Here is a 25,814-nt window from a genome sequence, read left to right on the forward strand (position 1 = left end):
GTTCTGAAAAGGAACCTGTTCCGGATAGGGCGCGCGCCGGCGCGAGTAAACCGGCGGTTGCGGCGACCCGTCGCGCGGTCAATTCTTCGTGGGACTGGAACGGGGACCTTTCTTGGGTTTAAACACGGCCAAACCGCGTTTCGACGGCCCCCTGGGAGTTTCCTTCATGCAACGTCTGCTCGCCGCTTCGGCGGCTGTTCTCGCCCTGGCCTTCGCGGCCGGCGGCGCTTCGGCCCAGAACTTCAGCGACCTGGCGCGCCAGGACCTTCAGGCCGCACACGACGCCCTGAAAGCCAACCATCCGGCCGCCGTGGTGCCGGGCGCGGCCAGCGAAGGTTTCCGCAGCTGGATCGACGCCGGACTGCAGGACGCCATGGGCAAGGCCGGGCAGGTCAACAGCGGCGACAGCCACGCCTATCTGATGCGCTACTATGCCAACGGATTCCGTGACGCGAACATCGCCATCCGCCCGACCTTCGAAGGTCTCGGCCCGTTCTTCGCCACCAGCTGGCCCGGCGTGGCCACGGCCTGGCGCAACGGCGAATACGTCGTCTCCTATGTCCAGCCCGGCGTGCGCGGCGCGCCGCCGCTCGGCGCCGTGCTCAAGACCTGCAATGTCCAGCCGATCGCGGACTTCGCCAAGGCCAAGCTGGATGGCTTCGAGGGCGACCTGAAGACCGAGGCCGGTCGCGCGCGCACCGCGCCCTACCTGCTGTGGAACCGCAATAACCCGATGGTGTCGGGCATGCCTTCGGTCTGCGAATTCGCCGTCGGCCGCCGCACGCGCGCCTACACCCTGACCCCGCAACCGGCGACGCCGGCCAACCTGGAAGCCGCCTACCGCGCCTCGGTCTTCACGCCCGGCGCGACCAAGCTGTCGATTGAACAGGTGGACGGCCGCCCCTGGGTTCACGTCAACTCCCTGGCCGACGACGCCGGCTGGGACGCCTTCTTCGCTCAGGTCGAGAGCCAGCTGACGACGCTGCGCGGTTCGCAGGGCCTGGTGATCGACCTGCGCGGCGCGGGCGGCGCCTCGGTCAACGCCACCTCGCGCGGCTACGGCCTGGCCAACCGCCTGTGGACGCCCGAGTTCACCGTCAGCCGCCAGCCGGAAGCCGGTCAGATCACCTATCGCGCCACCGCCGCCAACCGTCAGTGGTTCGCCGAGACCCTCGGCCGTATGCAGGCCGATCCGCGCTTCGTGCAGGAATCGGGCGCTGTGATCGAACAGACTCAGGCCATCGTCGCTGCCTTTGACGCGGCCCTGGCCGCCGGCCAGCAGACCTTCGTCATGCCGGGCCGTCCGTCGGTCGCCGACACCGGCGCCGCCAACCCGGTTCAGGGCCAGGTCGTGGTTCTGGTCGACGGCGGCTGCTCAGGCGGCTGCCTGGACACGCTGGACCTGCTGACCCGTCTGCCGAACGTGCGTCTGGCCGGCGCCGCCACCGCCGTCGACTCGATCTTCATCGAGCCGACCGTTCAGCGTCTGCCGTCGAACTATGCGGACCTCAGCTACGGCCACAAGGCCTGGACGACGCGCCAGCGCGCCAGCAACCAGCCCTTCACCCCGGCGCAGGGCCTGGCCTTCACTGGCAACCCGGCCGACGAAACGGCTGTGCGCGCCTGGGTCGGTGGTCTCTTTTAAGGGGCCTACCGCCCTTCGGGCTGCTTGAGGCCATTTGAGTGGGCCTACCGCCCTTCGGGCTGCTTGAGGTCCGAAGGGGCTAAGGATTGGGGCCGGGCGGTGGAAACATCGTCCGGCCCTTCCTATTTTGGGTGCATGACCCAGACCGAATCCCCCGCGCCGCAGCGTTCGCCCTCGGGCTATGATCTGACGCCGCCGAGCGAGAGCCAGCGCGTGGCGCTGGAGGCCGACCTGTCGCCGGAGGAAAAGCGCGTCCTGCTGGCCCACGGCACCGAGGCGCCTTTCTGCGGCACGCTGTTGGGCGAGAAACGGACTGGGGTCTTCTGCTGCCGGGAATGCGGCCTGCCGCTGTTCCGATCGGCCACCAAGTTCGAAAGCGGCACCGGCTGGCCCAGTTTCGGCGTGCCGGTGGACGAGGCGCACGTGCGCGCCATCCGCGACAGCAGCTACGGCATGGTCCGCGTCGAGACCCGCTGCGCCCGCTGCGACAGCCATCAGGGCCACGTCTTCCCCGACGGCCCGCCGCCGTCCGGTCTGCGCTACTGCATCAACTCGGTGGCTCTCAGCTTCGTGCCGGAGGGCGAGCCGCTGCCCGATCCTCTTGGGCGCGGCGACGGGTCCGCCTGAGCGGATGGTCGTCTTGGGGCCGCATTTGCGGTTAGGGTGGTGGTGAACGGGAGTACGGGCGCATGATGATCGAACTGGCCGCCGCCGCGATGTTGCTGGCGAACATGGATCCCGAGGGCGTCGTGGCCACCGCGCCGCGCGGCGAACAGGCTGTGCCGACCGCCACCGCGGCCATGCTGGCCGCATCCACCACCGAGGCCTCGCCCAGCACCACCGTCCAGACCGCCGCGCCCCATGGCCTGAGCACGGACCAGCAGATCGCCCGCTGGATCGGCGAACGCACGGCGGAAGCGCCCGAAGCCCCTGTCGATCCCTGGGCCGAAGCCGAACCGCGCAAGATGCATGGTCAGGTCAGCGTCGGCATGGGCACTGGCGGCTATCGCGACTATGCGGCGGCGGTGTCGCTGCCGATAGGCGAGAACGGCGTGCTGAATCTGAGCGTCAGCCAGACCAAGAACAGTCCCTGGGGCTACGGCTATGGTTCGTATCGGGACTATCCTCACGGCGGCTATGGTCGTCCGTTCGGCATGATGGAGCCGCTCGGCTTCGAGGGGCCCTATTTCCGCGGTCGGCCCTATGCGCCGCTGCGGGTTCGCCCTGACGTCGCACAGGGCACGACCAGTTCGGTCGGGGTTTCCCTGCAGACCGGCGGCTAGAGGCCGCAACCGTCCGATCGGACTGAGGTCTTCGCGCCACGGCGCGGAGCGTTTCGCCCGGGGCGTCCCATCGCCGCATTCCCTTCGGGCGGCGATCTCCCATATGCGTCGGGAGACAGAGGACCAGTATGGATAGTTTGCTTAGTTCGGCCGCCGATTTCATCGCCAGACACCATGTCTGGGCCGGGGTCGTTCTGGGGCTGGTCACATTCTTCGAGTCGCTGGTGGTCATCGGCGCCTTCGTGCCGGCCACCGGCCTGCTGGTCGCTGCGGGCGGACTGGTGGCGGCCGGCGTTCTGGATCCCATGACCGTCATCGTCGGCTGCATCGCAGGCGCGGTGATGGGCGACGCCATCTCCTACTGGATCGGTCGGCGACTGGGCACGGGCGTGCTGCGCCAGCCCATGCTGCTGCCGCACCGTCGCAAGATCGCCTGGACGCGGCTCTACTGCCGTCGCTACGGCGTGGCTTCCATCTTCATCGGCCGCTTTTTCGGGCCTCTGCGCGCCTTTGTGCCGGTCATGGTCGGCGTGCTGCGGATGCGCCAGCGGGTGTTCCAACTGGCCAATGTCACCTCGGCCTTCGTCTGGGTGCTGGCCATGCTGGCGCCGGGCTATCTGGCCGCCAAGGGGTTGGCGCAGCTGGAGTTCATGAGCGAGGCTCATGGGCCGACCCTGATGCTGATCGCCTTCGCCGCGGTGGTCGTCGGCGCGGTGGTGCTGATGCGCTGGTTGAAGGGCAGGGCGGCCAAGCGGTCGGCCCTGCTGGCGGCGGCGGTCAAGTAGCTTCCACATCGCCGTCATCCCGCCCGCAGCGCAGCGGAGAGCCGGGACCGCCCAAGGCGCCGACGCCTCCATTCGTTGCGTTTCCTGCGGTCCCGGATAACGGCTTCGCCGTTTCCGGGATGACGATTTAAAGCAGCGCATGAAAAAAGGCCCGACCGGATGGTCGGGCCCTCATCGTTTCAGGACTGAGGATCGTCAGTCGTGGCCGTGGCTGTGGCTGTGCGAGTCGGCCTCGGCGGAGGCTGCGCCCGCGCTCCAGGCCTGACCGTCGGCGGTCTGGTGCCAGAAGGGCTGACGCGGGGCCTGACCCACCTCGTTCATCTGATTGTCGAAGATCCGGCCGTTGATCATGGTGTAGCCGATCTTGACCGTGTTCCGCAGGTTCTCCAGCGGGTTGGCGTCCAGCACCACCAGGTCGGCCAGCTTGCCGGTTTCCAGCGAGCCGATGTCCTTGTCCATGCCCAGCGCCGCAGCGCCGTTCAGGGTGCCGACGCGCAGGGCCTCGTGCGGGGTCATGCCGCCCTGCTCGAACATCCACAGCTCCCAGTGGGCGCCCAGGCTTTCGCGCTGGCCGTGGGCGCCGATCTGCACCGACACGCCTTGGTCAGCCAGGCGCGCAGCCTCGCGGGCGATGGAGATGTGGTTCAGCTCCTCCGGCGGCGTCTTGACCGGGCGACGCGAGCGGCTGTCCAGTACGCGACGCGGGACGTACTGGCTCAGGATCGGGTCTTTCCAGACGTCGGTCGTTTCGTACCAGTAGTTCTCGCCCCAGGCGCCGCCGTAGGCCACGACGAGGGTGGGGGTGTAGGCCACCTTGGTCTGGCGCCACAGCTGATGCACGTCGGCGTACAGACGGGCCAGCGGGATCGAGTGCTCGATCGTGGTGTGGCCGTCCACCACCATGCTCATGTTGTGCTGGAACAGCGAGCCGCCCTCGGGCACGACCATCATGCCCAGCTGGCGCGCGGCCTCCAGGATTTGCTGGCGCTGGTCGCGGCGCGGCTGGTTGTAGCTCTTGACGCTCCAGGCCCCGATGGCCTGCATCCGGCGCAGGTTGGACAGGGCGTCGTCCAGATCATTGACCTGGGCCGTGAAGGGCGTCGCCGCGCCGTACAGGATGGTGCCGGTCGAGAAGATGCGCGGCCCGACCACGCGGCCGGCCTTGGCCAGTTCGCTGTGGGCGAAGATCTCGCTCGAATCATTGGACGGATCGTGGATCGTGGTCACGCCGAAGGCGAGGGCGGCGTAGTTGACCCAGGACTGCTGCGGGATGATCTCGTCCGAGCCCATCGAGCCGTGCCAGTGGGCGTCCACCAGGCCGGGGATGATGGTCTTGCCAGCCATATCCATGACGCGGGCGTCGGTCGGGACCGTGACCGAGCCGCGCGGGCCGATGGCCTCGATGCGGTTGCCGTTCACCACGACCACGCCGTCCTCGATGACCTCGTCGCCCTTCATGGTGATCAGGCGGGCGCCGCTCAGGACCACGCGGCCAGTCGGCTTGGCGTAGTCGGCGCTGAAGCCGATCTTGACCCCATGCTCGGCGGGCTTGGGCAGTTCGGCGGGCGCGCCCTCGGCGAAGGCGAAGCTGTCGCTCAACGGACGCGAGAACAGCTCCGGTCCCATCGACCATTGCAGGCGGCTGGAATCGCCCGACCAGTGCAGCCATTCGCCGGCGTCGCGGGTGACGCGGGTCTGGGGCAGGGCCTTGGTCTCGGCGCCGACCGTGACGGCGCGGCCGGTCGAGACGAAGGGCGCCACATAGGCGTTGAACCGCTCGGTCCAGGCCACCCAGTGTTCGTCAGGCGAGACCGAGAACTCGGCCGCCCATTCGCTGCTCAGGTGGGTGCGCGCGTCGTCGCCCGACAGGTTGACGGATTTCAGCACCCGCTTGTCGCCGTCGCGCGAGGTCAGGAAAATGCGGTCGTTGCGCGCGCCGAACTGCGGGTTCGAACCCTCGTCGGTGATCAGGGTCGGCTCGCCGCCGCGCACCGAGGTGCGATAGACGCCCGGCTCGCGGCTCCACAGGGCCGTGCGCAGGAAGCCGTCGCTGGAGGTGCGATAGACCACGGTCTGGCCGTCCGGCGAGAACTGCGGCTCCAGATAGTGGCCGGGCTGGGCGCTGATGACGCGGCCTTCGCCGCCGGCGGCGGGAATCACCCGCAGCGTGCCCAGGTCCTTGTCGCTCCAGGTCGTGTAGACGATGGAGCGGCCGTCGCGGGACCAGGACGGATAGAGCTCGAAATGGTCGTTCTGGCGCGTCAGGCGGCGGGGCGTCCCGGCGACGCCATTCCTCAGATCGCGAATCCACAGATTGCCGAGGGCCTCGAACACCACCTTGGAGCCGTCCGGCGAGGTCTGGGCCCAGCGGACCATCTTCACGTCAAACTGGTCGGGCGCCACCTCGACGGGGAAGCGCACGGCCTCCTGCACGCGGCGGGTGTCGGCGACGTGGAAGGGGATTTCGCTGACGGCCTTGGAGGCCACGTCGATGCGATGGATCTTGCCGCCCGACCAGAAGACGATGCCGCGGTTGTCCGGCGTCCAGCTCATCGTCGGATAGACGCCGTGGATGGCCCAGGTTTCCTGAAGGTCGCGGTCCAGACCCTCATAGATCGGGGTCTCGCGACCCGATTCGAGGTCCATGACGTAGAGGACCGACTTGTACCGATCACGCCGGATGAAGGCCAAGGACTTGCCGTCGGGCGAGGGGGTGGGGCGAATCGAGCCGCCCGGGCCGGTGACGAAGGGCGTGACCTCGCCCGTCTCGCGATCCAGGCGACGGATCACATAGATCTGGGTGTTCGGGTCCTTGGAATAGTCGAACACGCCGCCCGCTGTGGAGTCGTCGCTGAAGTAGAGGTAGCGGCCGTCGGGTGAGAAGGCGGGCTCGCCCGTGTCCTTCTGCTGGGTGCGGCGCTCGGTCAGCTGCACGCCGCCGCCGCCTGCGCGGTGGTACATCCACATCTCGCCCGCGCCCAGCGAGCGCGATGAGGTGAAATGCTTGCGGCCGACGACGAACTGGCCGTCCGGCGACCAGTCGGGCTGGGTCAGCAGGCGGAAGGTCTCGTTCGACACCTGTTTGGCGTTGGCGCCGTCGCGGTCCATGACCCACAGGTTGTCGCCGCCGCCCCGGTCCGAGGTGAAGGCGATGGAGCGGCCGTCCGGCGAGTATTTGGGCTGCATGTCCCAGGCGACGCCCGAGGCGATGACGCGGGCCTCGCCGCCGCTGATCGGCATGACATAGATGTCGCCCAGCAGGTCGAAGACGATCTCGCGGCCGTCAGGGCTGACGTCCAGCGACATCCAGGTGCCCTCGGTGACGTCGATGGTCGCCTCGTGCGACGCGCCCGGCGGGTTCTGGACGTCCCATTTCGGCTTGGCAGGCGTGGCGGCGGTCGCCGTCGAATCGGTCGCCGGAGTCGTTTGCGCGAACGCCGGGAAGGCCACGGCCAGGGCCGCGACGGTGGTCAACAAGCTGCGCTTCATGAAAAGCCCCCAAACCCCTAAAAACTGAGGTTGGAAGGTCTAGCGGGCGTAGGGCGGACTTGACCAGACGTCAGGCGCCGAACGGGCGCAATTCGACCGCGTCAGGACATCGCATCTGATTGTCAGGAGAGTGGCCCCGGCCCTTGCAAATCATTGATCTGCAAGGGCCGGGATGGTGCCGCCGGGGGGAATCGAACCCACGACCTCAGCCTTACCAAGGATGCGCTCTACCACTGAGCTACGGCGGCCCTCAACGAGGAGAGCGGCCGTATAGCCAACGACTTCGGGGCCGCACAAGTCCAAAATGCACGCTTGATCAAAAACTTTGCACGCGGTCTGCTGCGCCGCATGGAAACACCGCCCAAAGACGCCGTTCCCGCCGCCCCGGTCGTGGAGCCGACCCGCGAGCAGAAGGCCAAGGCCGAGCGGGCCGTGCGCCTGGCCGCCGCCCTGCGCACCAACCTGAAGCGCCGCAAGACGCCGACCGTCGCGCCGCGCCCCGCTACCGAGCGCAACTGAAAGTCATCGCGTTCACGCGCATCCGGCTCTTTCGCGAGGGCGTAAGGGCTTGCTAGATAAGCGGTTCGCCGGGGCGCAGTGTTTCCGGCCGCGAAAGATTCCATGGACAGCATCGTCATCCACGGCGGCAACCGCCTGAACGGCCAGATCGAGGTCAGCGGCGCCAAGAATTCGGCCATCAAGCTGATGGCGGCTTCGATCCTGACGGATCAGCCCCTGCTGCTGACCAACATGCCGCGTCTGGCGGACACCAAGTTCCTGGGCCAACTGCTGCGCCAGTTCGGCGTCCAGGTGACGGAACGCAACGGCGCGGACGGGCAGGAGACCCTGTTCCATGCGCCGGAACTGACCTCGACCTTCGCCCCCTATGATTTGGTTCGCCAGATGCGGGCCTCGTTCAACGTCCTGGGGCCGCTGCTGGCCCGCTCGGGCGAGGCCAAGGTCTCGCTGCCCGGCGGCTGCACCATCGGCGCCCGCCCGGTCGACCTGCACCTGATGGCGCTGACGGCCATGGGGGCTGAAATCGAACTGGAGGAAGGCTACGTCTCCGCTCACGCGCCCAAGGGGCTGCAAGGGGCCGAGATCGAGTTTCCCTTCGTCTCGGTCGGCGCCACGGAACACGCCCTGCTGGCCGCCGTGCTGGCCAATGGCGTGACGGTGCTGAAACGCGCCGCGCGTGAACCCGAGATCGGCGACCTGGCCCGCTGCCTGATCGCCATGGGCGCCAGGATCGAGGGTCTGGACACCGACGTCCTGACCATCACCGGCGTTTCGTCGCTGTCGGGCACGACCTGGTCGGTGATTCCCGACCGGATCGAGATGGGCAGCTATGCTTTGGCTGCGGCGATGGCGGGGGGCGAGGTGCGCCTGACCAAGGGCCGCGCCGACCTGATCACCGCCCTGACCGACAAGATGATCGAGGCCGGGGTCGAGGTCGAGCCGACCGCCGACGGCCTTATCGTCCGCCGCGATCCGACGCAGCGGCTGAAGGCCGTCAACGTCACGACGGATATCTATCCGGGTTTCGCCACCGACCTGCAGGCTCAGTTCATGGCTCTGATGACGACCGCCGAGGGCGAAAGCATCATCCACGAGAACATCTTCGAGAACCGCTTCATGCATGCGCCCGAACTGGCGCGTCTGGGGGCCGACATCTCGGTCCACGCCGGCGAGGCGCGGGTGCGCGGCGTCGAGAAGCTGCACGGCGCCCCGGTCATGGCCACGGATCTGCGCGCCTCGATCAGCCTGGTCATGGCCGGTCTGGTCGCGGAGGGCGAAACCACGGTCGGTCGCGTGTATCATCTGGATCGCGGCTTCGAGCGGATGGAAGAAAAGCTGGGAGCCTGCGGCGCCGATGTCCGGCGCGTGAAGGGCGAGGCGGATGAACACTGAGGCCAAGGCGACCTCTGACAACGATGCTGCGGCCGAGGAGGCCCTGGCGCCGATGGAGCCCCTGCGCCTGTTGGCCGAGGACGCCGTCGACCTGCAGATCATCTCGGCCGCGCTTCAGGACGCCATCATGCGTCCCGTCGACATCAGCTGGGAAAAGGAAGCGCGGCGCCTGACTATCGTCCTGTCGCGCTTCTGCTGGGAATGCGGCGGCACCCGCGTCATGGCGGCGATGCAGTTCGGCGACGTCGAGGCGGTCAAGAGCCGCCGTTTGCCGCGCGCGCCCGAATCGGCGCTGGAACTGCTGGCCCTCGATTTCGAACCGACCGAGGCCCCGGGCGGCCGGGTCATCCTGATGTTCGCCGGGGGCGGCGATCTGCGGATCGACGTGGAATGCCTGGACGCCGTGCTGACCGACCTGTCCGACCGCTGGCCCGCCCGCATGGCCCCGACCCATCTGGACGAGAGCAAGCCATGAGCGGTCCGCACAAGCTGTCGGTCATCGAGGTGGACGCCGCGACCCTGCCGGCCGCCACCGCCGAGATCGAGCATCAGCGCCGCGTCGCCATCTTCGACCTGGTCGAGCAGAACAGCTTCACGCCCGAGGGCGCCGAGGGCGGTCCCTATACGCTTCGCCTGTCGTCCCAGGACAACCGCCTGGCCTTCGACATCGCCGGACCGGATTTCGCCCGCACCCACGTCCTGTCGCTGTCGCCGATGAAGACGGTGATCCGCGACTACGCCCTGATCTGCGAAAGCTATTACGAAGCCCTGCGCGGCTCGTCGCCGAGCCAGATCGAGTCCGTGGATATGGGCCGTCGCGGCTTGCACAACGAAGGCGCTGAACTGCTCAAGACGCGCCTTGAGGGCAAGGTCGAGATCGACAAGGAAACCGCCCGCAGGCTGTTCACGCTGGTGTGCGCCGTCTATCGACGCGGCTGAACTCGACTATTTCCGCGTTTTGGTGCATTAGGCGCCTCCTTTACGGCTCGCGTTCACGCCCAACGCGAGCCTTATGCTGTTTCATCGGGCGAGAGAGACCGCATGGCCAAGGAAGAGCTTCTCGAGTTCCCCGGCACCGTCAGCGAACTGCTGCCGAACGCCACCTTCCGCGTGACGCTGGAAAACGACCACGAGATCATCGCCCACACCGCCGGCAAGATGCGCAAGAACCGCATCCGCGTTCTGGCGGGCGACAAGGTGCTGGTTGAAATGACGCCCTACGACCTGACCAAGGGCCGCATCACCTATCGCTTCAAGTAAGGACGCGCGTGTCGCGTCCTGACCTTCCGGCTCCGAGGCTCGTTCTGGCCTCGTCGAGCCCGCGCCGCATCGAACTGCTGGCGCAGATCGGGGTGGTTCCCGATCATGTTGATCCCGCCGACATCGACGAGACTCCGCTGAAGGGCGAGACGCCGACGCGTCTGGCCGAGCGCCTGGCGCGCGGCAAGGCCGAGGTCGTGGCCGCGCGTTCGCCCGACGCCATCGTCCTGGCCGCCGACACCGTCGTCGCCCTGGGCCGTCGTCTGCTGGAAAAGCCGGCGGACGAGGCCGAGGCCAAGCGTTTCCTCGAACTGCTGTCCGGCCGCAATCACCGCGTCCTTACCGGCGTCGTCGTGATCGCGAACGGCCAGACGACCTGCCGCGTCGTGGACACCCGCGTCTCGTTCAAGACCCTGTCGGCCGAAGAGATCGCGACCTACGTCGCCTCTGGCGAATGGCGGGGCAAGGCGGGCGGATACGGCATTCAGGGGGCGGCCGCCGCCTTCGTACGCCGCATCGTCGGCAGCCATCCGGCCGTCATGGGCCTGCCTCTGTATGAAGCGGCCAATCTGCTTCGGGGCGCCGGCTGGCGGCCCAGGATCGCCTGACATGGCCGATGTCGAGGTCTTCCTCGATCAGACGCCGGGCGAGACCCGCGGCGTCGTCGCCCGCAAAGGGCGCTTCCATCATCTGATCCTCCACCGCGACAGCGACCGGCCGACCGATCGGCTGGGCGCACGTTGTGTCGGACGCATCGCGAGGGTCGAACCGGCCCTGCGCGGCGCCTTTGTCGATCTGGGCGCGGGTGAACCCTACGGCTTCCTGCCTTTGGGGCAGCACGACAAGCCGGGGGAGGGGGCCAAGGTCGAGGTCGAGGTCACGGCCGAACCGCGCGAGCGCAAGGGGCCGGTGCTGCGCCGTCTCGGCGACGCCTCCGGCGAGCCGCGCCTGCTGGCGGCGGGACCGGACGTCTCCGCGATTCTATCCATTCTGGCGCCGGGCGTCGCGCCCCAGACGGGCGTGGCTGCGATCCGCGCCGCCCTGGAGGCTGAGGAAGACGCATTGTCCGCCTCCGTCGTCGATCCCGCCTGCGGCCTGGACCTGATGATTCAGCGCACCCGCGCACTGATCGCCGTCGATATTGACCACGCCCCCGCGCCGGGCCGCGAGTCTCGCAAGAGCCGCGAGGCGGCGAACCGCGAGGGGCTGGTCCACGCCGCCCGGCTGCTGACGCTGAAAGGGTGGGGCGGTCTGGTCGTGATCGACCTGATCGGCGCCGGTCTGCACGGCGACACTATAATGAAGGGGGTTCGCGCCGCCTTCGCGGCGGAGCCGCAGGCCGTGTTCGGCCCCTTGAGCCGTTTCGGCCTGATGCAACTGTCCCTGCCGTGGCGGCGCACGCCGCTGGACGAGCGGCTGCTGGACGCGGCGGGCCGTCCGATGCTGGAGACCCGCGTCCTCGCCGTGGCGCGCCAGCTTCGCCTGGCCCTGCTGTCCGATCCCGCCACGCCGCGCTTCGTCGCCCGCTGTCAGCCCGAAGAGGCGGCGCTGGCCGCGCCCCTGGTCGAGGCCCTGGGGCCGAGGGCCGGTCTGCTGGCCGATCCGTCGATGGCCGCCGGCGCCGTCAGAATTGAAGAGGCCCGATAATGTCGCTCTGCCCCATCTGCCGTCGTCAGAAGCCCGACCCGGCCTACAAACCCTTCTGTTCCAAGCGTTGCGCCGATGTGGATCTGCAGCGCTGGTTCACCGGCGGCTACGCCATTCCGACCGAAGAAGTGGTCGATGATGAAAAAGATCGCTGAATTGAGTGAATTGGCGTCTGGACAGCCCCTCCAGCCTCGCCTATAGACCCGCCTCTCGCGACGAGATCGCGCGCCTGGATAGCTCAGCTGGTAGAGCAGCGGATTGAAAATCCGCGTGTCGGTGGTTCGAACCCGCCTCCAGGCACCACTCCCCCTCAAAAATGACCTCGCTTCTGTCAGCGTGAAGCTGTGTCGCAAAATGGCCCCAATTTCGCCTTGGGAATTGCATTTCGGTAACAGTGCGTGATGCGACGTTTTCGTGTCGCGGACATAACAAAAATCGCAAATATTTTGCCGAACTTTCCGATTGCTGCAGGTGCGAAGGGGAAAAGAAACTTTGCGCACTTGACGCTACGTGGGGTGTTCGCCAAAGGGACTTAACCGCATTCCTGCTTGCAGGTCGGGGTGCCCGGGATATTGTGCCCGGACCTTGGCGGCGACGCTCGTTTTCGAACAGGCGTTGCAGGGGGCGGCTCCACTCGTCGGGCTCGATCCGGACGGTGGCGCGATTTCATTATAGGGACGGCCGACTGACGCGGTCCGTGTCTTGGGTTCCACGTGTCAGACCAAAGCAGGAACTGGCGAACAATGCTCGATAGCAAGAAGACGAATATCCTCCTCGCACTGGCCGGCGCTGCCGTCCTGATGGCGAGCTCGCCGGTTCTGGCGCAAGACGCTGCGGCTCCGGCCGCTGCTCCGACCGCCGCTGCCGCCCCGGCCGCTCCGGCCGCCGACGCCGCAGCCCCGGCTGCTGACGCTGCCGCCCCCGCCGCTGATCCGACCTCGGTCAGCGAAACGGTTTCCGGCGGTCACGGCGGCGGCATCACCCCGGTCTCCATGTTCATGGAAGCCACCGCAGTGGTTAAGGTCGTCATGGCCGGCCTGCTGCTGGCCTCGATCTTCTCGTGGACCATGCTGCTGATCAAGCTGCTGGAGTTCGGCGCCCTGAACAAGACGACCGACCGCTTCCTGGAAGCCTTCCGCGGCGCCCGCACGATCGCTGACATGCGTCGCGTCGCCACCTCGGAAGACTTTGACGGCAACCCGCTGGCCGACATGGCCGCCGCCGCCACCGAGGAAATCGAACTGTCGCGTCAAGCTGGCCTGAGCGTCACCGGCGATCACCGCGACTCGGCGCTGCTGCGCGCCCAGACCGCCGTCGCCGCCGTTCAATCGGGTCTGCCGAAGCGCCTGTCGGGCGGCCAGCAGTTCCTGGCCTCGGTCGGTTCGACCGGTCCGTTCGTCGGTCTGTTCGGCACCGTTTACGGCATCATGAACTCCTTCATCGGCATCGCCGAGTCCAACACGACCAACCTGGCCGTCGTTGCTCCGGGTATCGCTGAAGCTCTGCTCGCCACCGGTATCGGCCTGTTCGCCGCTATCCCGGCCGTTATCTTCTACAACTACTTCAACACGCGCATCTCGAACTACGGCACGCGTTCGGACGGCTTCAACGCTGAACTGATCAACGCCATCTCGCGTCAGCTCGACAAGGGAGCGTAAGACGGATGGCCGCCAAACTTTCCGGTTCCGGCGGCGGCAAGTACACCGTCGAGGCTAATGCCGAGATCAATGTCACGCCTTTCGTTGACATCATGCTCGTCCTCCTCATCATCTTCATGGTGGCGGCTCCGCTCGCCACCGTGTCGGTGCCGGTGAAACTGCCTCGCGCCGTTGCTCCTCCGGGCAAGAATCCGCCGACGCCGGTCTTCATCTCCATCCAGAACGATGGCGATGTCTGGATCGGCGACATGCAGTCTTCGCCCGGTGCGCTGGGTGACGACCTGCGGGTGCAGATCGGACGCAGGAACCCTTCGGAAGAACGTATTTTCATTCGTGCAGACCAACAGACTCGGTACGGCGACTTCATGCAGGTCATGAACGCTCTCCAGGATAATGGTTTCTACAGCGTCGCCCTGGTTGGCGAAGACAACTCGTAAGGGGGCGGGGCGCATAGCATGACAGCTGAACCTCACGTCCACCGCGATCCGATCCTGGATCCGCCGAAGAAGAAAAAGAAGCTTTCGACCGGCGCCGTTGTGGGCATCGCCGTTTCGGTGATCGTTCACGGCTTGGCCGGCCTGTACTTGTACAACAACAAGTTCAAGCTGAAGGAAATGACCTACGAGGACGAGGCCGTCGACGTCGAGCTGATGGAGGTTCCCCCTCCGCCGCCGCCGCCGCCGCCGCCGCCGCCTCCGCCGGACACTCCTCCGCCGCCGAAGCTTCAGGTGCGTGAGCCGCAGATCAACACCCAGGCGCCTCCGCCTCCGGTGACTGTGGCTATCGAACCGACGAAGAAGGAAGACCGTCAGGAGTACACGGGTCCGCCCGTGATCGTCCCCGGACCTCCGCCTCCGCCGGCTCCGCCCGCACCGCCGCGTCCGTCGGTCATCACCAACCCCAGCTGGTCGCGCCCGCCGCGTCCGACTGAGCGGGACTTCCCGCAACGCGCGCTTGATCGCGGCGTGGGTGGTTCGGCCACGGTTGAGTGCACCGTCACCCCCAGCGGACGTCCTTCGGACTGCCGCGTGGTGTCGGAAGATCCGTCCGGCATGGGCTTCGGCGCCGCCGCAGTTCGCATCGTCCAGCGCGGGCAGCTTTCGCCCCGTACGGTCGACGGCGCTGCGACCAACGCCAAGTTCGTCGTGCGGGTGCCCTTCAATCTGGGCGACTGACGCGACCGACAAGTCGAACTTGAGAACGCTCCGGGACCCCGTCCCGGAGCGTTTTTCTTTGGCTGGCATTCATCCCAGGATTGGGCGCTCTCGGCCTCTTCCTTCTTCGTGATGGATTGATGCCGTTGCGCGACGCGCGCTTTGGATACGGGAGAGAGGATCTGATGGGACGTTCGCGCCATGCGATGGTCGCTTGCGCCGTCATTCTGGCCCTTGGCGCGACCGGATGCGCTGGGTTGGCCAGACCGAGCGTGCCGGAAGCGGGCTATGCCACGATCGAGTGCGCTGTCGCTCCAGATGGACGGCCCGCGAACTGCCGGGTGCTGTCAGAGGCGCCGGCCGGCATGGGGTTCGGCGCGGCCGCCCTGGATATCGTCCAGCGCGGACGGCTTTCGGCTCGTACGCTTAAAGGCGTGGGGGCGGACGCCAAATTCGTCGTGCGCGTGCCCTTTACCTCGGCCGACTGATGCGGCCCCGAACCTGACGGCGCCCCTGGCCTTGGCGGCCTCTTGTCCGCATGATGCGTCCGAACAAACGAGAAAATCGCATGAAACACGCCCTTGTCGCCGCTGGCTCCGCGCTGGGCCTGATGCTGACCGGTTGCGCCTACAATGAGAGCCTGGGCCGCAATCAGTTCCTGATCGTCGATGACAGCGCCCTGATCCAGCAATCGGACGCGGCCTGGGCGGAAACCCTGCGGACCTCGAAGATCTCGGCCAACGCCGCCCAGAACGAGCGCGTGCGCCGCGTCGGCGGACGCATCGTGCAAGTCGCGGGGCTTGCGAACCGCACATGGGATTATCGGGTCTTCCAGGACGACAGTCCCAACGCCTTCGTTCTTCCGTCAGGCAAGATCGGCGTGACCACCGGTCTGCTGGCCCTGACCCGCAACGACGATCAGCTGGCCACGGTTCTGGGCCATGAGGTCGGCCACGTCGTCGCCCGCCACGCCGCTGAGCGCTATTCGACCCAGTCGACCACGGGCCTGGTGCTGGGCGCGGTGCAGAGCCGGGCAGGGGACTATTCGCAGGCCGTGGGCGCCGTCGGCGGGCTGGGCGCGCAACTGACCTTTTTGCTGCCCTTTTCGCGCAGCCATGAGCTGGAGGCCGACCGTCTCGGCGTCGATTACGTCGCCGCCGCCGGCTACAAGCCGTCCGAATCCGTGGCCCTGTGGCGGCTGATGGCCCAGCAGCGCCAGTCGGGCAGGCCCGAATTCGCCTCGACCCACCCGTCGGATCAGACCCGGATCGCGGCCTTGCAGCAGTATATCGCCAGCCGCGGCTGGAACTGACGGGGGATAAAGCGAATTTCCTTCACAAGCGTATTGCTGACGGAGGCGAGGCCCGCTAGAGAACCGGCCTCGCGTTGATCGCGCCGCCTTAGCTCAGTTGGTTAGAGCGCCGGTTTGTGGAACCGGAGGTCCTCAGTTCAAGCCTGAGAGGCGGTACCATCACTCCAACGAATCGCTTTTGCGACTTGGAGTGGTGACGACATGAGCGACGCTTCCCCCGTGTGGGACCCCCGCCAGTACAATCGGTTTGAAGCCCAGCGCGACCGCGCTGCGCTCGACCTTCTGGTGCGCCTGCCCGAAGATCTGGATCCGGCCGAGATCTGGGACCTGGGCTGCGGCACGGGCCAGCACGCGGCCCTGCTGAAACGCCGCCACCCTGACGCCCACGTCCACGGCATGGATTCCAGCAAAGCCATGCTGGAGCAGGCCCGCGCCCTGTCCGCCGATGTCGACTGGTCCATCGGCGACATCACGACCTGGAGGCCGGAACGGCCCGCCGATCTGATCCTGGCCAACGCCTCGCTGCAGTGGCTGCCCGGCCATGCGGCGCTGTTCGCCCATCTGGCCGGCGCCCTGGCCCCCGGCGGCCTGCTGGCGGTGCAGATGCCCATGGCCTGGGAGACGCGCCACCACACCCTCATGCGCCAGACGGCGGCCGAGGGGCCGTGGGCGTCGGTGCTGGCGGGCGTGGACACGATCGCGCCCCTGCTGCCGGCCGAGGCCTATTACGAGGCCCTGGCGCCGCTGTGCGACGACATCGACATCTGGTCGACGACCTATCTGCACGTCCTGGGCGGCGACGACGCCGTGCTGGAGTGGATGAAGGGAACGGCGCTGCGGCCCTATCTGACCGCCCTGGCCGATGATGCGGCGATGCGGGACGCCTTCCTGTCGGCGCTCGCCCAGCGTCTGTCGTCGGCCTTCCCTAGGCGGGCGGACGGGGCGACTCTTCTACCATTTCCTCGTCTCTTTCTTGTAGCGCGGCGTCGTTGATGCGGTGGCGGTGCAGGTGCTCGACCGGGCATTTCAGCGTCGTCAGCGCGGCCTGGGCCGCCGCATAGCCGGCTGATACGGCGGGGTCGTAGGCCTTCCAGTCGCGAATATCGACGCCCTCGGGCTTGGGCTGAATCAGCAGATCCGTGTCGGCCCGCGCCTGAAGCAGTTCGGCCTCGGTCGTCAGGGTCGCCGAGCGCATCAGGACCGAGACAATCGGCGGCCCCTTCTTCCAGGCGCCCGAGGCGATCCAGCGCCACCAGGACGGCGGGTCTTCCAGGGCCTTGGGATCGACCCCGCGCGTCTGGGACACGTCCACGCCGACGACGGGGCCGTAGGTCAGCCGCCGCATGACCTCGCTGGGGAAGTTGCGCAGCACCGCGCCGTCCACCAGCACCTGGCCGTTCATCACCACGGGCGGCATGACGCCAGGGATGGAGATGGAGGCGCGCAGGGCGTGGCGCAGCATGCCCTCGCGATGCACCTCGACCTTGCCCGAGGTCAGATTGGTCGAAACCGCGAAGAAGGGCAGGGGCATGTCCTCGATGGCCACGTCGCCATAGGCGTCCTGCATCAGCCGCGTGACCTTGCGGGCGTGGGTCATGGCGATGATCGGGAAGGCGATGTCCGATAGCGGATCCGACACGACGAAGGCCTTGCGGATGCGCTCGTCCAGTTCCTCGTCGGACCAGCCCAGGCCCGGCCCGGCGGCGATCACCGCCCCCATGGAGGAGCCGCCGATGAAGTCGATCGGCATCCCCGCTTCGCGCAGAGCCTTCAGCGCGCCGATATGGGCATAGGCCCGGGCGCCGCCGCCCGACAGCACCACCCCGACGGCCGAGCCGGTGACGATGCGGGCGATCCGCGCCGTGTCGTCGAACAGGCCCTCGACGGCATGGAACCAGCGACCGGGCTTGTAGGCGTCCAGCCAGGCGCGGGTCTTGGTCGGACGCGCCATGTGCGGCGCGCGCAGCAGGATCAGGTCGGTCAGAGGGTGGGCTTCATCCTCGATCTGAATCGGGGGGAAGGGCGGGTGCGGCGACCGGTCGGCGTCACCGACGACGAAGACGCGATCCACCTGGCGGGCGCACAGCGAGGCCCAGCCAGGTTCGTCGGATTCGGCCACGTACAGCACGTAGTCATGGGCTTCCTCGACGCCCGAGAACCATTCGGCGGCGGACGACAGGGCTGTGTGGTCGATGATCCGGCAGGTGAAGCCCTGGGCCTCGACCGCGCGGGCCACGCGCTCTACGAAGCTTCTGATCGGCTGGGACCGAGCGGAGATGAAGCCGAAGACGCTGGCGTCGGTCCCGGTCGAGTTCCGATCGCGGGCGCGCGTCAGCATGATCTGGCCCAGCTCAGCCATCAGCGACGGCTCGGCGCGGGCGGCCTCGAAAAAGGCGTCGCGGGGCAGGGCGACGATGTCGCTGTCGCGCAGGGCCACGACATTGGCCATGTGGGTCGTGCCGGCCAGCATGGCCATTTCGCCGACCGGATCGCCGGGTTTGATGACGCCGATGAACTGAGGCCCGCGTCCGTTGTCGTCGCGGAACACGCCCAGTCGCCCGGCGCGCAGCAGGTAAAGGGTATCGGCCGGATCTCCCGCCGAGAACAGCCGCTCGCCCCGCGTCAGGGCGAACCAACTGGCGCGGGTGTTCCTGGTGCCCTCGAAAACCCGTGCGAGGGCGGCCTCCAGCGTGTCGGGACGTTCAGCAGCCATGAGCATCAGTTACGCCGGATTCCTTCGCCGAGGAAACCGAACGACTTCCCCCCGACGCGGAAGCCTCCTAAACCTTGAGGCATGCCCAAGCTGATTTCCTCCGTCGATCGCAACAGTCCTGCTTTCAAAACGCTGGATGCGCACAATCGCGCCCTGCGGGACGAGCTTTACGAGAAGGTCGCCAAGGCCGCGCGCGGCGGCTCGGACGCCAGCCGTGACCGCCACGTGGCGCGGGGCAAGCTGCTGCCGCGCGACCGGGTCGAGCGCCTGCTGGACCCCGGCTCGCCCTTCCTCGAAGTCGGCCAGCTGGCCGCCAACGGCATGTACCGGGACGAAGCGCCGGGCGCGGGCATGATCTGCGGCGTTGGCCGCGTGTCTGGCCGCGAGGTCATGATCGTCGCCAACGACCCGACGGTGAAGGGCGGCGCCTACTTCCCCATGACGGTGAAGAAGCACCTGCGGGCGCAGGAAATCGCCGAGCAGAACAACCTGCCCTGCGTCTATCTGGTCGATTCGGGCGGGGCCAACCTGCCGCACCAGGCCGAGGTCTTCCCCGATCGCGATCACTTCGGCCGCATCTTCTTCAACCAGGCGCGGATGAGCGCCCGCTCGATCCCGCAGATCGCCTGCGTCATGGGCTCCTGCACGGCCGGCGGCGCCTATGTGCCCGCCATGTCGGACGAGACGGTGATCGTGCGCAATCAGGGCACCATCTTCCTGGCCGGCCCGCCGCTGGTGAAGGCCGCCACCGGCGAGGTCATCTCGGCCGAGGAACTGGGCGGCGCCGAGACTCATGGCCGCAAGTCGGGCGTGGTCGACCACGTGGCCGAGAACGACGAGCATGCGCTGGAGATCGTCCGCTCCATCGTCGCCAACCTGAACACGGTCAAGGACGTCCCGCTGGACGTGCGCGAGCCGCGCGCCCCGGCCCTGGACCCGCAGGAGCTCTACGGCATCATCCCCGACGACGTGCGCGCTCCCTATGACGTGCGCGAGGTCATCGCCCGCATCGTCGACGGCTCGGACTTCGACGAGTTCAAATCGCTGTACGGGACCAGCCTGGTCTGCGGCTTCGCCCGCATCTGGGGCTATCCGGTCGCCATCCTGGCCAACAACGGCGTGCTGTTCTCGGAGAGCGCCCAGAAAGGCGCGCACTTCATCGAGCTGGCCTGCAAGCGCAAGATCCCGCTGCTCTTCCTGCAGAACATCTCGGGCTTCATGGTCGGCGGCAAGTACGAGGCCGAGGGCATCGCCAAGCACGGCGCCAAGCTGGTGACGGCTGTCGCCTCGGCCGAGGTGCCCAAGTTCACCGTCCTGATCGGCGGCAGCTTCGGCGCCGGCAACTACGGCATGTGCGGCCGCGCCTACAGCCCGCGCTTCCTCTTCACCTGGCCCAACAGCCGCATCAGCGTGATGGGCGGCGAGCAGGCGGCCTCGGTCCTGGCCGCCGTCCACCGCGACGCCGAGACCTGGACGCCGGAAGAAGCCGAGACTTTCAAGGCCCCGATCCGCCAGAAATACGAGGACGAGGGCAATCCCTACCACGCCACCGCCCGCCTCTGGGACGACGGCGTCATCGACCCGGCCCAGACCCGCGACGTCCTGGGCCTGGCCATCAGCGCCAGCCTGAACGCCCCCATCCCCGAGACGCGCTTCGGCGTGTTCCGGATGTAATCGGGCGAAAGCTCAACTTTGATCCGCAGCAAGGACCAAAGCCCTGCTGCCGCGTTTCACTTCGGTGAGGAGCCGACCATGACCGACCAGAAGCCGACCGAAGAAGACCTGAACGCCCTGGACGTCACCGACGCCGAGGCGGCCGAGATGAACGCCATCGCCCATCCCTTCGTCACCGATCCGGCGCCGGATGCGGACAATGAACTGGTCAAGATCGACGCCCTGCCGTCGGGCGTGGTCTTCGTCACCATCAACCGGCCCGAGAAGCGCAACGCCTTCGACGCCGCCACCATCGCCGCCCTGTTCGAGGCCTTCGAGACGCTGCAGGGCGCCGACCGGGTGCGCGTGGTCTTCATCCGCGGCGCGGGCGGCACCTTCAGCGCGGGCGCCGACCTGAACTGGATGCGCGACGCCGCCGGCTGGTCCGAGGCCGACAACCGCGACGACGCCATGGGCCTGGCCAAGATGCTGAAGGCCCTGCACGACGTGCCGGCCCTGACGGTGGCCCTGGTCGAGGGCGCGGCCATGGGCGGCGGGGCGGGCATCGTCGCCGCCTGCGACATGGCCGTGGCGGTCGAGGGCGCGCGCTTCGCCTTCTCCGAGGTCAAGCTGGGCCTCATCCCCGCGACCATCGCCCCCTATGTCATTGAAGCCGTCGGCGCGCGCCGCGCCCGCCAGCTGTTCCTGACGGCCAACATCTTCGACGCCGACTACGCCGCCCACGCGGGCCTGATCGACATGGTCCTGCCGGAAGGCTCGGTGGACGAGTTCATCTCCATGCTGACCGACAGCCTGACGACCTGCGCCCCCGGCGCCATGGGCGAGGCCAAGCGTCTGGTGAACGACGTGGCCGGCGAAGCCATCGACCATCGCCTGCTGGAAGAAACCGCCAAGCGCATCGCCCGCGCCCGCGTCTCCGACGAAGGCCAGGAAGGCGTCCGCGCCTTCCTCGACAAGCGCGCGCCGAGCTGGGCGCAGTAAGACTACTTTCCTCCCCGCCCAGTTGGGAGGGGGACCACGACGTGGTGGAGGGGGCGGCGTAAACGTCAGCCGTGGAGTCGCCCCCTCCGTCACGTCGCCTTCGGCGCCGCGCCACCTCCCCATTCGCTTTGCGAACAGGGAGGAGCAAGATGGGGCAGACCGCCGGTTTTCTCGCAGAGGCAGAGTTCAAGACCGCCATGTTCAAGTCCGTCCTGGTCGCCAATCGCGGCGAGATCGCCTGCCGCGTCTTCCGCACCGCCCGCCGCATGGGCCTGCGCACCATCGCCGTCTATTCCGAGGCTGACGCCGCCGCCCTGCATGTGCGCGAGGCTGACGAGGCGGTGCTGATCGGCCCGGCGGCGGCGCGTGAATCCTATCTGGATGCGGGCAAGGTGCTGGCGGCGGCCAAGGCGACGGGGGCGGAGGCCATCCACCCCGGTTACGGCTTCCTGTCCGAGAACGCCGACTTCGCCGAAGCGGTCATGGCGGCGGGCATCGTCTGGATCGGCCCGCAACCGTCCTCGATCCGCGCCATGGGCCTGAAGGACGCAGCCAAGAAGCTGATGATCGAGGCGGGCGTGCCCGTCACCCCCGGCTATCAGGGCGAGGACCAGTCGGTCGAAACTCTGACGGCCGAGGCGGCGCGCATCGGCTATCCGGTCCTGATCAAGGCGGTCGCCGGCGGCGGCGGCAAGGGCATGAAGAAGGTCGACCGCGCCGAGGACTTCGCCGACGGTCTGGCTTCGGCGCAGCGCGAGGGTCAGTCCTCCTTCGGCGACCCGCGCGTCCTGATCGAGAGCTACATCACCCGCCCGCGCCACATCGAGGTGCAGGTCTTCGGCGACAGCCACGGCAACGTCGTCCACCTGCATGAGCGCGACTGCTCGCTGCAACGCCGCCACCAGAAGGTGATCGAAGAGGCGCCCGCGCCGGGCATGGACGCCGCCACGCGCGAGGCCGTCACCGCCGCCGCCGTGCGCGCGGCCAAGGCCGTGAACTATCAGGGCGCGGGGACCATCGAGTTCATCGCCGACGCCTCGGACGGGCTGAAGGCCGACCGCATCTGGTTCATGGAGATGAACACCCGGCTGCAGGTCGAGCATCCGGTCACAGAGTCGATCACCGGCGTCGATCTGGTCGAATGGCAGCTGCGCGTCGCGGCGGGCCAGCCGATTCCGCTGGCTCAGGCCGACATCCCCATGAAGGGCTGGGCCATGGAGGCCCGTCTCTATGCCGAAGACCCGGCCCACGGCTTCCTGCCGTCCATCGGGCGGCTGGATCACTTCGTCATGCCCGACGACATCCGCGTGGATACGGGCGTGGAGCAGGGCGGCGAGGTCAGCCAGTTCTACGACCCGATGATCGCCAAGCTGATCGTCCACGAAGACAGCCGCGAAGCCGCCGCCGCCCGTCTGGCCGACGCCTGCCGCGAGGTCGAGGTCTGGCCCGTCCGCACCAACGCCGGCTTCCTGGCCCGCTGCCTGGACCACCCGCGCTTCGTTGAAGGCGACGTGGACACCGGCTTCATCGGGGCGGAAGAGGCGACCTTGATCGCGGCACCCGTCTCGGCGCGCGCTTTGGCCGGCGCTGCTGGCTTGATCGGTCTGGACGCCGACGCGGCGGCCTTTGACGCGCCGGACGCCGAGCTGGCGCCCTGGCGCGCGGGCCTGTTCGGCTTCCGCATGAACGCCCCCGCCGAGGCGCGCACCGCCCTGCACCACGGCGACAGCGTCCACGCCATGACCCTGAACGGCGAGCCCGGCTGGCATGGTCGTCAGTCCAGCTTCGACGTGTCCGGCGACTTCGGCACATCCCGCGTCTATGGCGAGCCGGATCTGGTGGTCGTGGACGGCGAGGTCGTCAGCGCCCTGACGCCGGACGCCGAACGGATCGTGGTTTTCGACGAAGGCGACGTCATCGAGTTCCGCCGTCGCAAGGCCAGCGCAGGCGCGGGCGGCTCCGCCTCCGACGGCGGCCTTCGCGCGCCCATGCCGGGCAAGATCGTCGCCGCGCCCGCCAAGGCTGGCGACGTTGTGACCAAGGGCCAGCCCATCGTGGTGCTGGAGGCCATGAAGATGGAGCACGCCCTGACCGCGCCCTTCGACGGCGTGGTGACTGAGTTCAACGTCGCCGTCGGCGATCAGGTCACAGACGGCGCGGTTCTGGCCGTGGTGAAAGCCGCCGACTAATCCGCCGTCATCCCGGACGGCCGTCAGGCCGATCCGGGACCCAGGCTTCTGCGTCAGGCGCTATGGCCACTCCATGATCCGCCGCCTGGGTCCCGGGTTCCGCTGCGCGGCCCCGGGATGACGGACAGGGTGGTTTCGCCCATCGCGCCAAGAGATTATCTGCACCCTTATGCCCCTGAACATGATCAAACTCTGCGTCGGCGTGTCCGAGGTCGAGACGCTGGAGGCGAACGCCGCGCGTTCGGACTGGCGCATCGTCCACACCCGCATGACGCCCAAGCGCGCCGCCGAGATCGAGGACGGCGGCTCGCTCTATTGGGTGATGAAGGGCTCGGTGACCTGCCGTCAGCGCATTCTGGACATCACGACCATCGGCGAGGGCAAGGCCAGCCGTTGCGAGATCAGGCTGGACAGCCAGGTCATCCGCACCGCGCCGCTGGCCCGGCGGCCGTTCCAGGGCTGGCGCTACTTCGACAAGGACGTGCCGCCGGACCTGTCGGTGGCCGAGGCGACGGACCTGCCCGACGACCTGGCGCGCGAACTGCGAGAGCTGGGCGCATGGTAGGCGCCTGAAACGGCCGGAAAATCATTTGACCCGCGCCCGCGCGCGTGGCTGGTGCGGCCTCCCATGACCAACGCCCTGCTCAGCTTCAAAACCCGTCAGACCCTGTCCGAGCTGCTGAAGCTGGCCTGGCCGGTCGTGCTGGCGCGTCTGGGCATCATGACCATGGGTCTGACCGACGCCATCGTCGTCGGCCATTACGCCAGCCGCGAACTGGCCTTCCACTCCCTGGCCTGGGCGCCCTCGTCGGTCGTGTTGACCACGGCGGTCGGCCTGATGATGGGCGTGCAGGTCATGACCGCCCGCCTGCTGGGCGAGGGCCGCAAGGACGAGGTGGGCGCGGTGCTGCGGCGCGGCATGGTCTATGCGCTGCAGATCGGCTTCATCTCCATGATCGCCCTGATGCTGCTGGGGCCGTTCGGCCTGCAGCACATGGGTCTGGAGGACGGTCTGGGCGAGGGCGCTTCGCCGGTCCTGATGATCTTCGCCCTGTCGATGCCCGCCTATCTGATTTCGGTCGCGGCCCAGTTCTTCCTCGAGGGCCTGCATCGGCCCAAGGCCGGCATGGTCGCCATGTGGGTGGCCAATGCGGTCAACCTGGGCCTGAACCTGCTGCTGGTGCCTGACCTGCTGGGCGTCGGACTGCACGGCGCCGAGGCCTCGGCCTGGGCCACCTTCGGCGCGCGCATGGCGCTGGCGATCTTCCTGGTCATCTTCATCCTGCGACTGCCCGAAGCGCGGGCCTGGGGCCTGTTCAACAAGCCCAAGCGCGACAAGGCCGTCGAGCGCGAGCAGATCAAGGTCGGCATGGGCGCCGGTTCGTCCAACTTCATCGAGGTCGGGGCGTTCGCCGCCATGACCCTGTTCGCCGGTCAGCTGGGCGCGGCCGAGACCGCCAGCTGGGCCGTCGTCATCAACGTCTCCGCCATCGTCTTCATGGTGCCGATGGGCCTGTCGTCCGCGACGGCGGTCCTGGTGGGCCGCAGCTACGGCGCGGGCGACAAGGCCGGCGTCATGCGCGGCGGCCTCGCGGGCATCGGCGTGGTGACGGTGCTGGCCTTCATCATCGCCGTCGGCCTGTGGCTGACTGCGCCCCTGGTGGTCAGCGCCTATACGACCGACCCGGCCATCCTGGCCATCGCGGCCCCGGCCCTGGTGCTGGCGACCCTGTTCTTCGTCGCCGACGCCCAGCAGGTCGTCGCGGCCCAGGCCAACCGGGCGGCGGGCGACGTGGTCTGGCCGACGCTAATGCACCTCCTGTCCTACGGCATCATCATGATCCCGCTGGGCTGGTGGCTGGCGCACCGGATCGGCGTCGACGGTCTGGTCTGGTCGGTCATCGTGGCCAGCCTGATCTCGGGCGCGCTGCTGACCGGGCGCTTCGTGCGGATCGCGAAAAGGCTCCCGGCCTGAGGTTTCGCCCTTCGGGCGCCGCTGGGTTCTCCGGTTCCGCTTCGCGGCCCGGAGAATGACGGAAATCAGATCGCTCCGTCATTCTCCGACGAAGCGCAGCGCAGATCGGAGAACCCAGCGGCGCCGCAGGCGACGCTT

General features: G+C 67.9%; 25 protein-coding genes and 3 tRNA genes. 25 read left to right on the forward strand and 3 right to left on the reverse strand.

Going from position 1 to position 25,814, the window contains the following annotated elements; translation table 11 throughout:
• Positions 1 to 166 precede the first annotated feature (166 nt).
• From AC3IS2_RS03990 to AC3IS2_RS04005, 4 genes are all read left to right on the forward strand, one after another.
• Positions 167 to 1,645, forward strand: a complete 1,479-nt coding sequence (locus AC3IS2_RS03990; RefSeq protein ID WP_489199380.1) for a hypothetical protein — start codon at positions 167 to 169, stop codon at positions 1,643 to 1,645.
• A 135-nt stretch (positions 1,646 to 1,780) separates the two neighbouring features.
• Positions 1,781 to 2,272, forward strand: a complete 492-nt coding sequence (gene msrB / locus AC3IS2_RS03995) for a peptide-methionine (R)-S-oxide reductase MsrB (RefSeq protein ID WP_489199381.1) — start codon at positions 1,781 to 1,783, stop codon at positions 2,270 to 2,272.
• A gap of 62 nt (positions 2,273 to 2,334) precedes the next feature.
• Positions 2,335 to 2,928 (forward strand): hypothetical protein, encoded by a 594-nt coding sequence (locus AC3IS2_RS04000; RefSeq protein ID WP_489199382.1) that lies wholly within the window; start codon positions 2,335 to 2,337, stop codon positions 2,926 to 2,928.
• Between the two features lie 128 nt (positions 2,929 to 3,056).
• Positions 3,057 to 3,713: a DedA family protein gene (locus AC3IS2_RS04005; protein ID WP_489199383.1), complete on the forward strand. Its 657-nt coding sequence runs from the start codon at positions 3,057 to 3,059 to the stop codon at positions 3,711 to 3,713.
• A gap of 195 nt (positions 3,714 to 3,908) precedes the next feature.
• Here the strand turns inward: AC3IS2_RS04005 and AC3IS2_RS04010 are convergent, their stop codons facing one another.
• Together AC3IS2_RS04010 and AC3IS2_RS04015 are read right to left on the reverse strand one after the other, a co-directional pair.
• Positions 3,909 to 7,202: an amidohydrolase family protein gene (locus AC3IS2_RS04010; protein ID WP_489199384.1), complete on the reverse strand. Its 3,294-nt coding sequence runs from the start codon at positions 7,200 to 7,202 to the stop codon at positions 3,909 to 3,911.
• A gap of 173 nt (positions 7,203 to 7,375) precedes the next feature.
• A tRNA-Thr gene (locus tag AC3IS2_RS04015) sits at positions 7,376 to 7,450 on the reverse strand.
• Between the two features lie 64 nt (positions 7,451 to 7,514).
• Here AC3IS2_RS04015 and AC3IS2_RS04020 point away from each other — a divergent pair.
• From AC3IS2_RS04020 to AC3IS2_RS04095, 16 genes are all read left to right on the forward strand, one after another.
• Positions 7,515 to 7,721, forward strand: coding sequence for a hypothetical protein (locus tag AC3IS2_RS04020; protein WP_489199385.1), 207 nt, complete (start codon positions 7,515 to 7,517; stop codon positions 7,719 to 7,721).
• 102 nt (positions 7,722 to 7,823) lie between these two features.
• On the forward strand, positions 7,824 to 9,113 hold the full coding sequence (murA, locus tag AC3IS2_RS04025) for a UDP-N-acetylglucosamine 1-carboxyvinyltransferase (RefSeq protein ID WP_489199386.1): 1,290 nt from the start codon (positions 7,824 to 7,826) through the stop codon (positions 9,111 to 9,113).
• On the forward strand, positions 9,103 to 9,588 hold the full coding sequence (locus AC3IS2_RS04030; protein WP_489199387.1) for a DUF2948 family protein: 486 nt from the start codon (positions 9,103 to 9,105) through the stop codon (positions 9,586 to 9,588). Before murA ends, AC3IS2_RS04030 begins: the two co-directional genes overlap by 11 nt.
• Positions 9,585 to 10,052 (forward strand): UPF0262 family protein, encoded by a 468-nt coding sequence (locus AC3IS2_RS04035; RefSeq protein ID WP_489199388.1) that lies wholly within the window; start codon positions 9,585 to 9,587, stop codon positions 10,050 to 10,052. Before AC3IS2_RS04030 ends, AC3IS2_RS04035 begins: the two co-directional genes overlap by 4 nt.
• A gap of 102 nt (positions 10,053 to 10,154) precedes the next feature.
• On the forward strand, positions 10,155 to 10,373 hold the full coding sequence (gene infA, locus AC3IS2_RS04040; RefSeq protein WP_008261544.1) for a translation initiation factor IF-1: 219 nt from the start codon (positions 10,155 to 10,157) through the stop codon (positions 10,371 to 10,373).
• Between the two features lie 8 nt (positions 10,374 to 10,381).
• On the forward strand, positions 10,382 to 10,981 hold the full coding sequence (locus AC3IS2_RS04045; RefSeq protein ID WP_489199389.1) for a Maf family protein: 600 nt from the start codon (positions 10,382 to 10,384) through the stop codon (positions 10,979 to 10,981).
• A 1-nt stretch (position 10,982) separates the two neighbouring features.
• Positions 10,983 to 12,020 carry a ribonuclease E/G gene (locus AC3IS2_RS04050; protein ID WP_489199390.1) on the forward strand — a complete coding sequence of 346 codons (1,038 nt, stop codon included), beginning with the start codon at positions 10,983 to 10,985 and terminating at the stop codon, positions 12,018 to 12,020.
• The gene (locus AC3IS2_RS04055; RefSeq protein ID WP_431565328.1) at positions 12,017 to 12,175 is read left to right on the forward strand and encodes a DNA gyrase inhibitor YacG; all 159 of its coding nucleotides are present in this window, start codon (positions 12,017 to 12,019) and stop codon (positions 12,173 to 12,175) included. The genes AC3IS2_RS04050 and AC3IS2_RS04055 overlap by 4 nt, the downstream gene beginning before the upstream one ends.
• A 72-nt stretch (positions 12,176 to 12,247) precedes the next feature.
• Positions 12,248 to 12,323: transfer RNA gene (locus AC3IS2_RS04060), tRNA-Phe, on the forward strand.
• Positions 12,324 to 12,763: 440 nt separating this feature from the next.
• Positions 12,764 to 13,678, forward strand: coding sequence for a MotA/TolQ/ExbB proton channel family protein (locus AC3IS2_RS04065; protein WP_489199391.1), 915 nt, complete (start codon positions 12,764 to 12,766; stop codon positions 13,676 to 13,678).
• Between the two features lie 5 nt (positions 13,679 to 13,683).
• On the forward strand, positions 13,684 to 14,115 hold the full coding sequence (locus AC3IS2_RS04070; protein ID WP_489199392.1) for an ExbD/TolR family protein: 432 nt from the start codon (positions 13,684 to 13,686) through the stop codon (positions 14,113 to 14,115).
• Between the two features lie 18 nt (positions 14,116 to 14,133).
• Entirely contained in the window at positions 14,134 to 14,853 is a 720-nt protein-coding gene (locus AC3IS2_RS04075; RefSeq protein ID WP_489199393.1) for an energy transducer TonB, read from the forward strand.
• Positions 14,854 to 14,972: 119 nt separating this feature from the next.
• A complete protein-coding gene (locus tag AC3IS2_RS04080) occupies positions 14,973 to 15,320 on the forward strand; it encodes a TonB family protein (protein ID WP_489199394.1) in 348 nt (115 codons plus the stop codon).
• 80 nt (positions 15,321 to 15,400) lie between these two features.
• Complete coding sequence (locus AC3IS2_RS04085; protein ID WP_489199395.1) at positions 15,401 to 16,144, forward strand: M48 family metallopeptidase; 744 nt, start codon at positions 15,401 to 15,403, stop codon at positions 16,142 to 16,144.
• Positions 16,145 to 16,226: 82 nt separating this feature from the next.
• Positions 16,227 to 16,303 (forward strand) — tRNA-His (locus AC3IS2_RS04090).
• 42 nt (positions 16,304 to 16,345) lie between these two features.
• Positions 16,346 to 17,137, forward strand: a complete 792-nt coding sequence (locus AC3IS2_RS04095) for a methyltransferase domain-containing protein (protein WP_489199396.1) — start codon at positions 16,346 to 16,348, stop codon at positions 17,135 to 17,137.
• Here the strand turns inward: AC3IS2_RS04095 and AC3IS2_RS04100 are convergent.
• On the reverse strand, positions 17,070 to 18,857 hold the full coding sequence (locus AC3IS2_RS04100) for a patatin-like phospholipase family protein (protein WP_489199397.1): 1,788 nt from the start codon (positions 18,855 to 18,857) through the stop codon (positions 17,070 to 17,072). The two genes, AC3IS2_RS04095 and AC3IS2_RS04100, sit on opposite strands and share 68 nt — an antisense overlap.
• Positions 18,858 to 18,938: 81 nt before the next feature.
• On the opposite strand from AC3IS2_RS04100, the gene AC3IS2_RS04105 reads away from it, so the two are divergent.
• The 5 genes from AC3IS2_RS04105 (at position 18,939) to AC3IS2_RS04125 (ending at position 25,676) form a co-directional block, all read left to right on the forward strand.
• Entirely contained in the window at positions 18,939 to 20,531 is a 1,593-nt protein-coding gene (locus AC3IS2_RS04105; protein WP_489199398.1) for a carboxyl transferase domain-containing protein, read from the forward strand.
• Positions 20,532 to 20,609: 78 nt separating this feature from the next.
• On the forward strand, positions 20,610 to 21,512 hold the full coding sequence (locus tag AC3IS2_RS04110; RefSeq protein WP_489199399.1) for an enoyl-CoA hydratase-related protein: 903 nt from the start codon (positions 20,610 to 20,612) through the stop codon (positions 21,510 to 21,512).
• A 197-nt stretch (positions 21,513 to 21,709) separates the two neighbouring features.
• Positions 21,710 to 23,701 (forward strand): acetyl/propionyl/methylcrotonyl-CoA carboxylase subunit alpha, encoded by a 1,992-nt coding sequence (locus AC3IS2_RS04115; RefSeq protein WP_489200096.1) that lies wholly within the window; start codon positions 21,710 to 21,712, stop codon positions 23,699 to 23,701.
• Positions 23,702 to 23,870: 169 nt separating this feature from the next.
• Complete coding sequence (locus AC3IS2_RS04120) at positions 23,871 to 24,266, forward strand: DUF1489 family protein (RefSeq protein WP_489199400.1); 396 nt, start codon at positions 23,871 to 23,873, stop codon at positions 24,264 to 24,266.
• Positions 24,267 to 24,329: 63 nt separating this feature from the next.
• Positions 24,330 to 25,676 carry an MATE family efflux transporter gene (locus tag AC3IS2_RS04125; protein ID WP_489199401.1) on the forward strand — a complete coding sequence of 449 codons (1,347 nt, stop codon included), beginning with the start codon at positions 24,330 to 24,332 and terminating at the stop codon, positions 25,674 to 25,676.
• Positions 25,677 to 25,814: the final 138 nt, after the last annotated feature.

The sequence above is a fragment of the Brevundimonas sp. KH_025 genome (genome assembly GCF_057839885.1).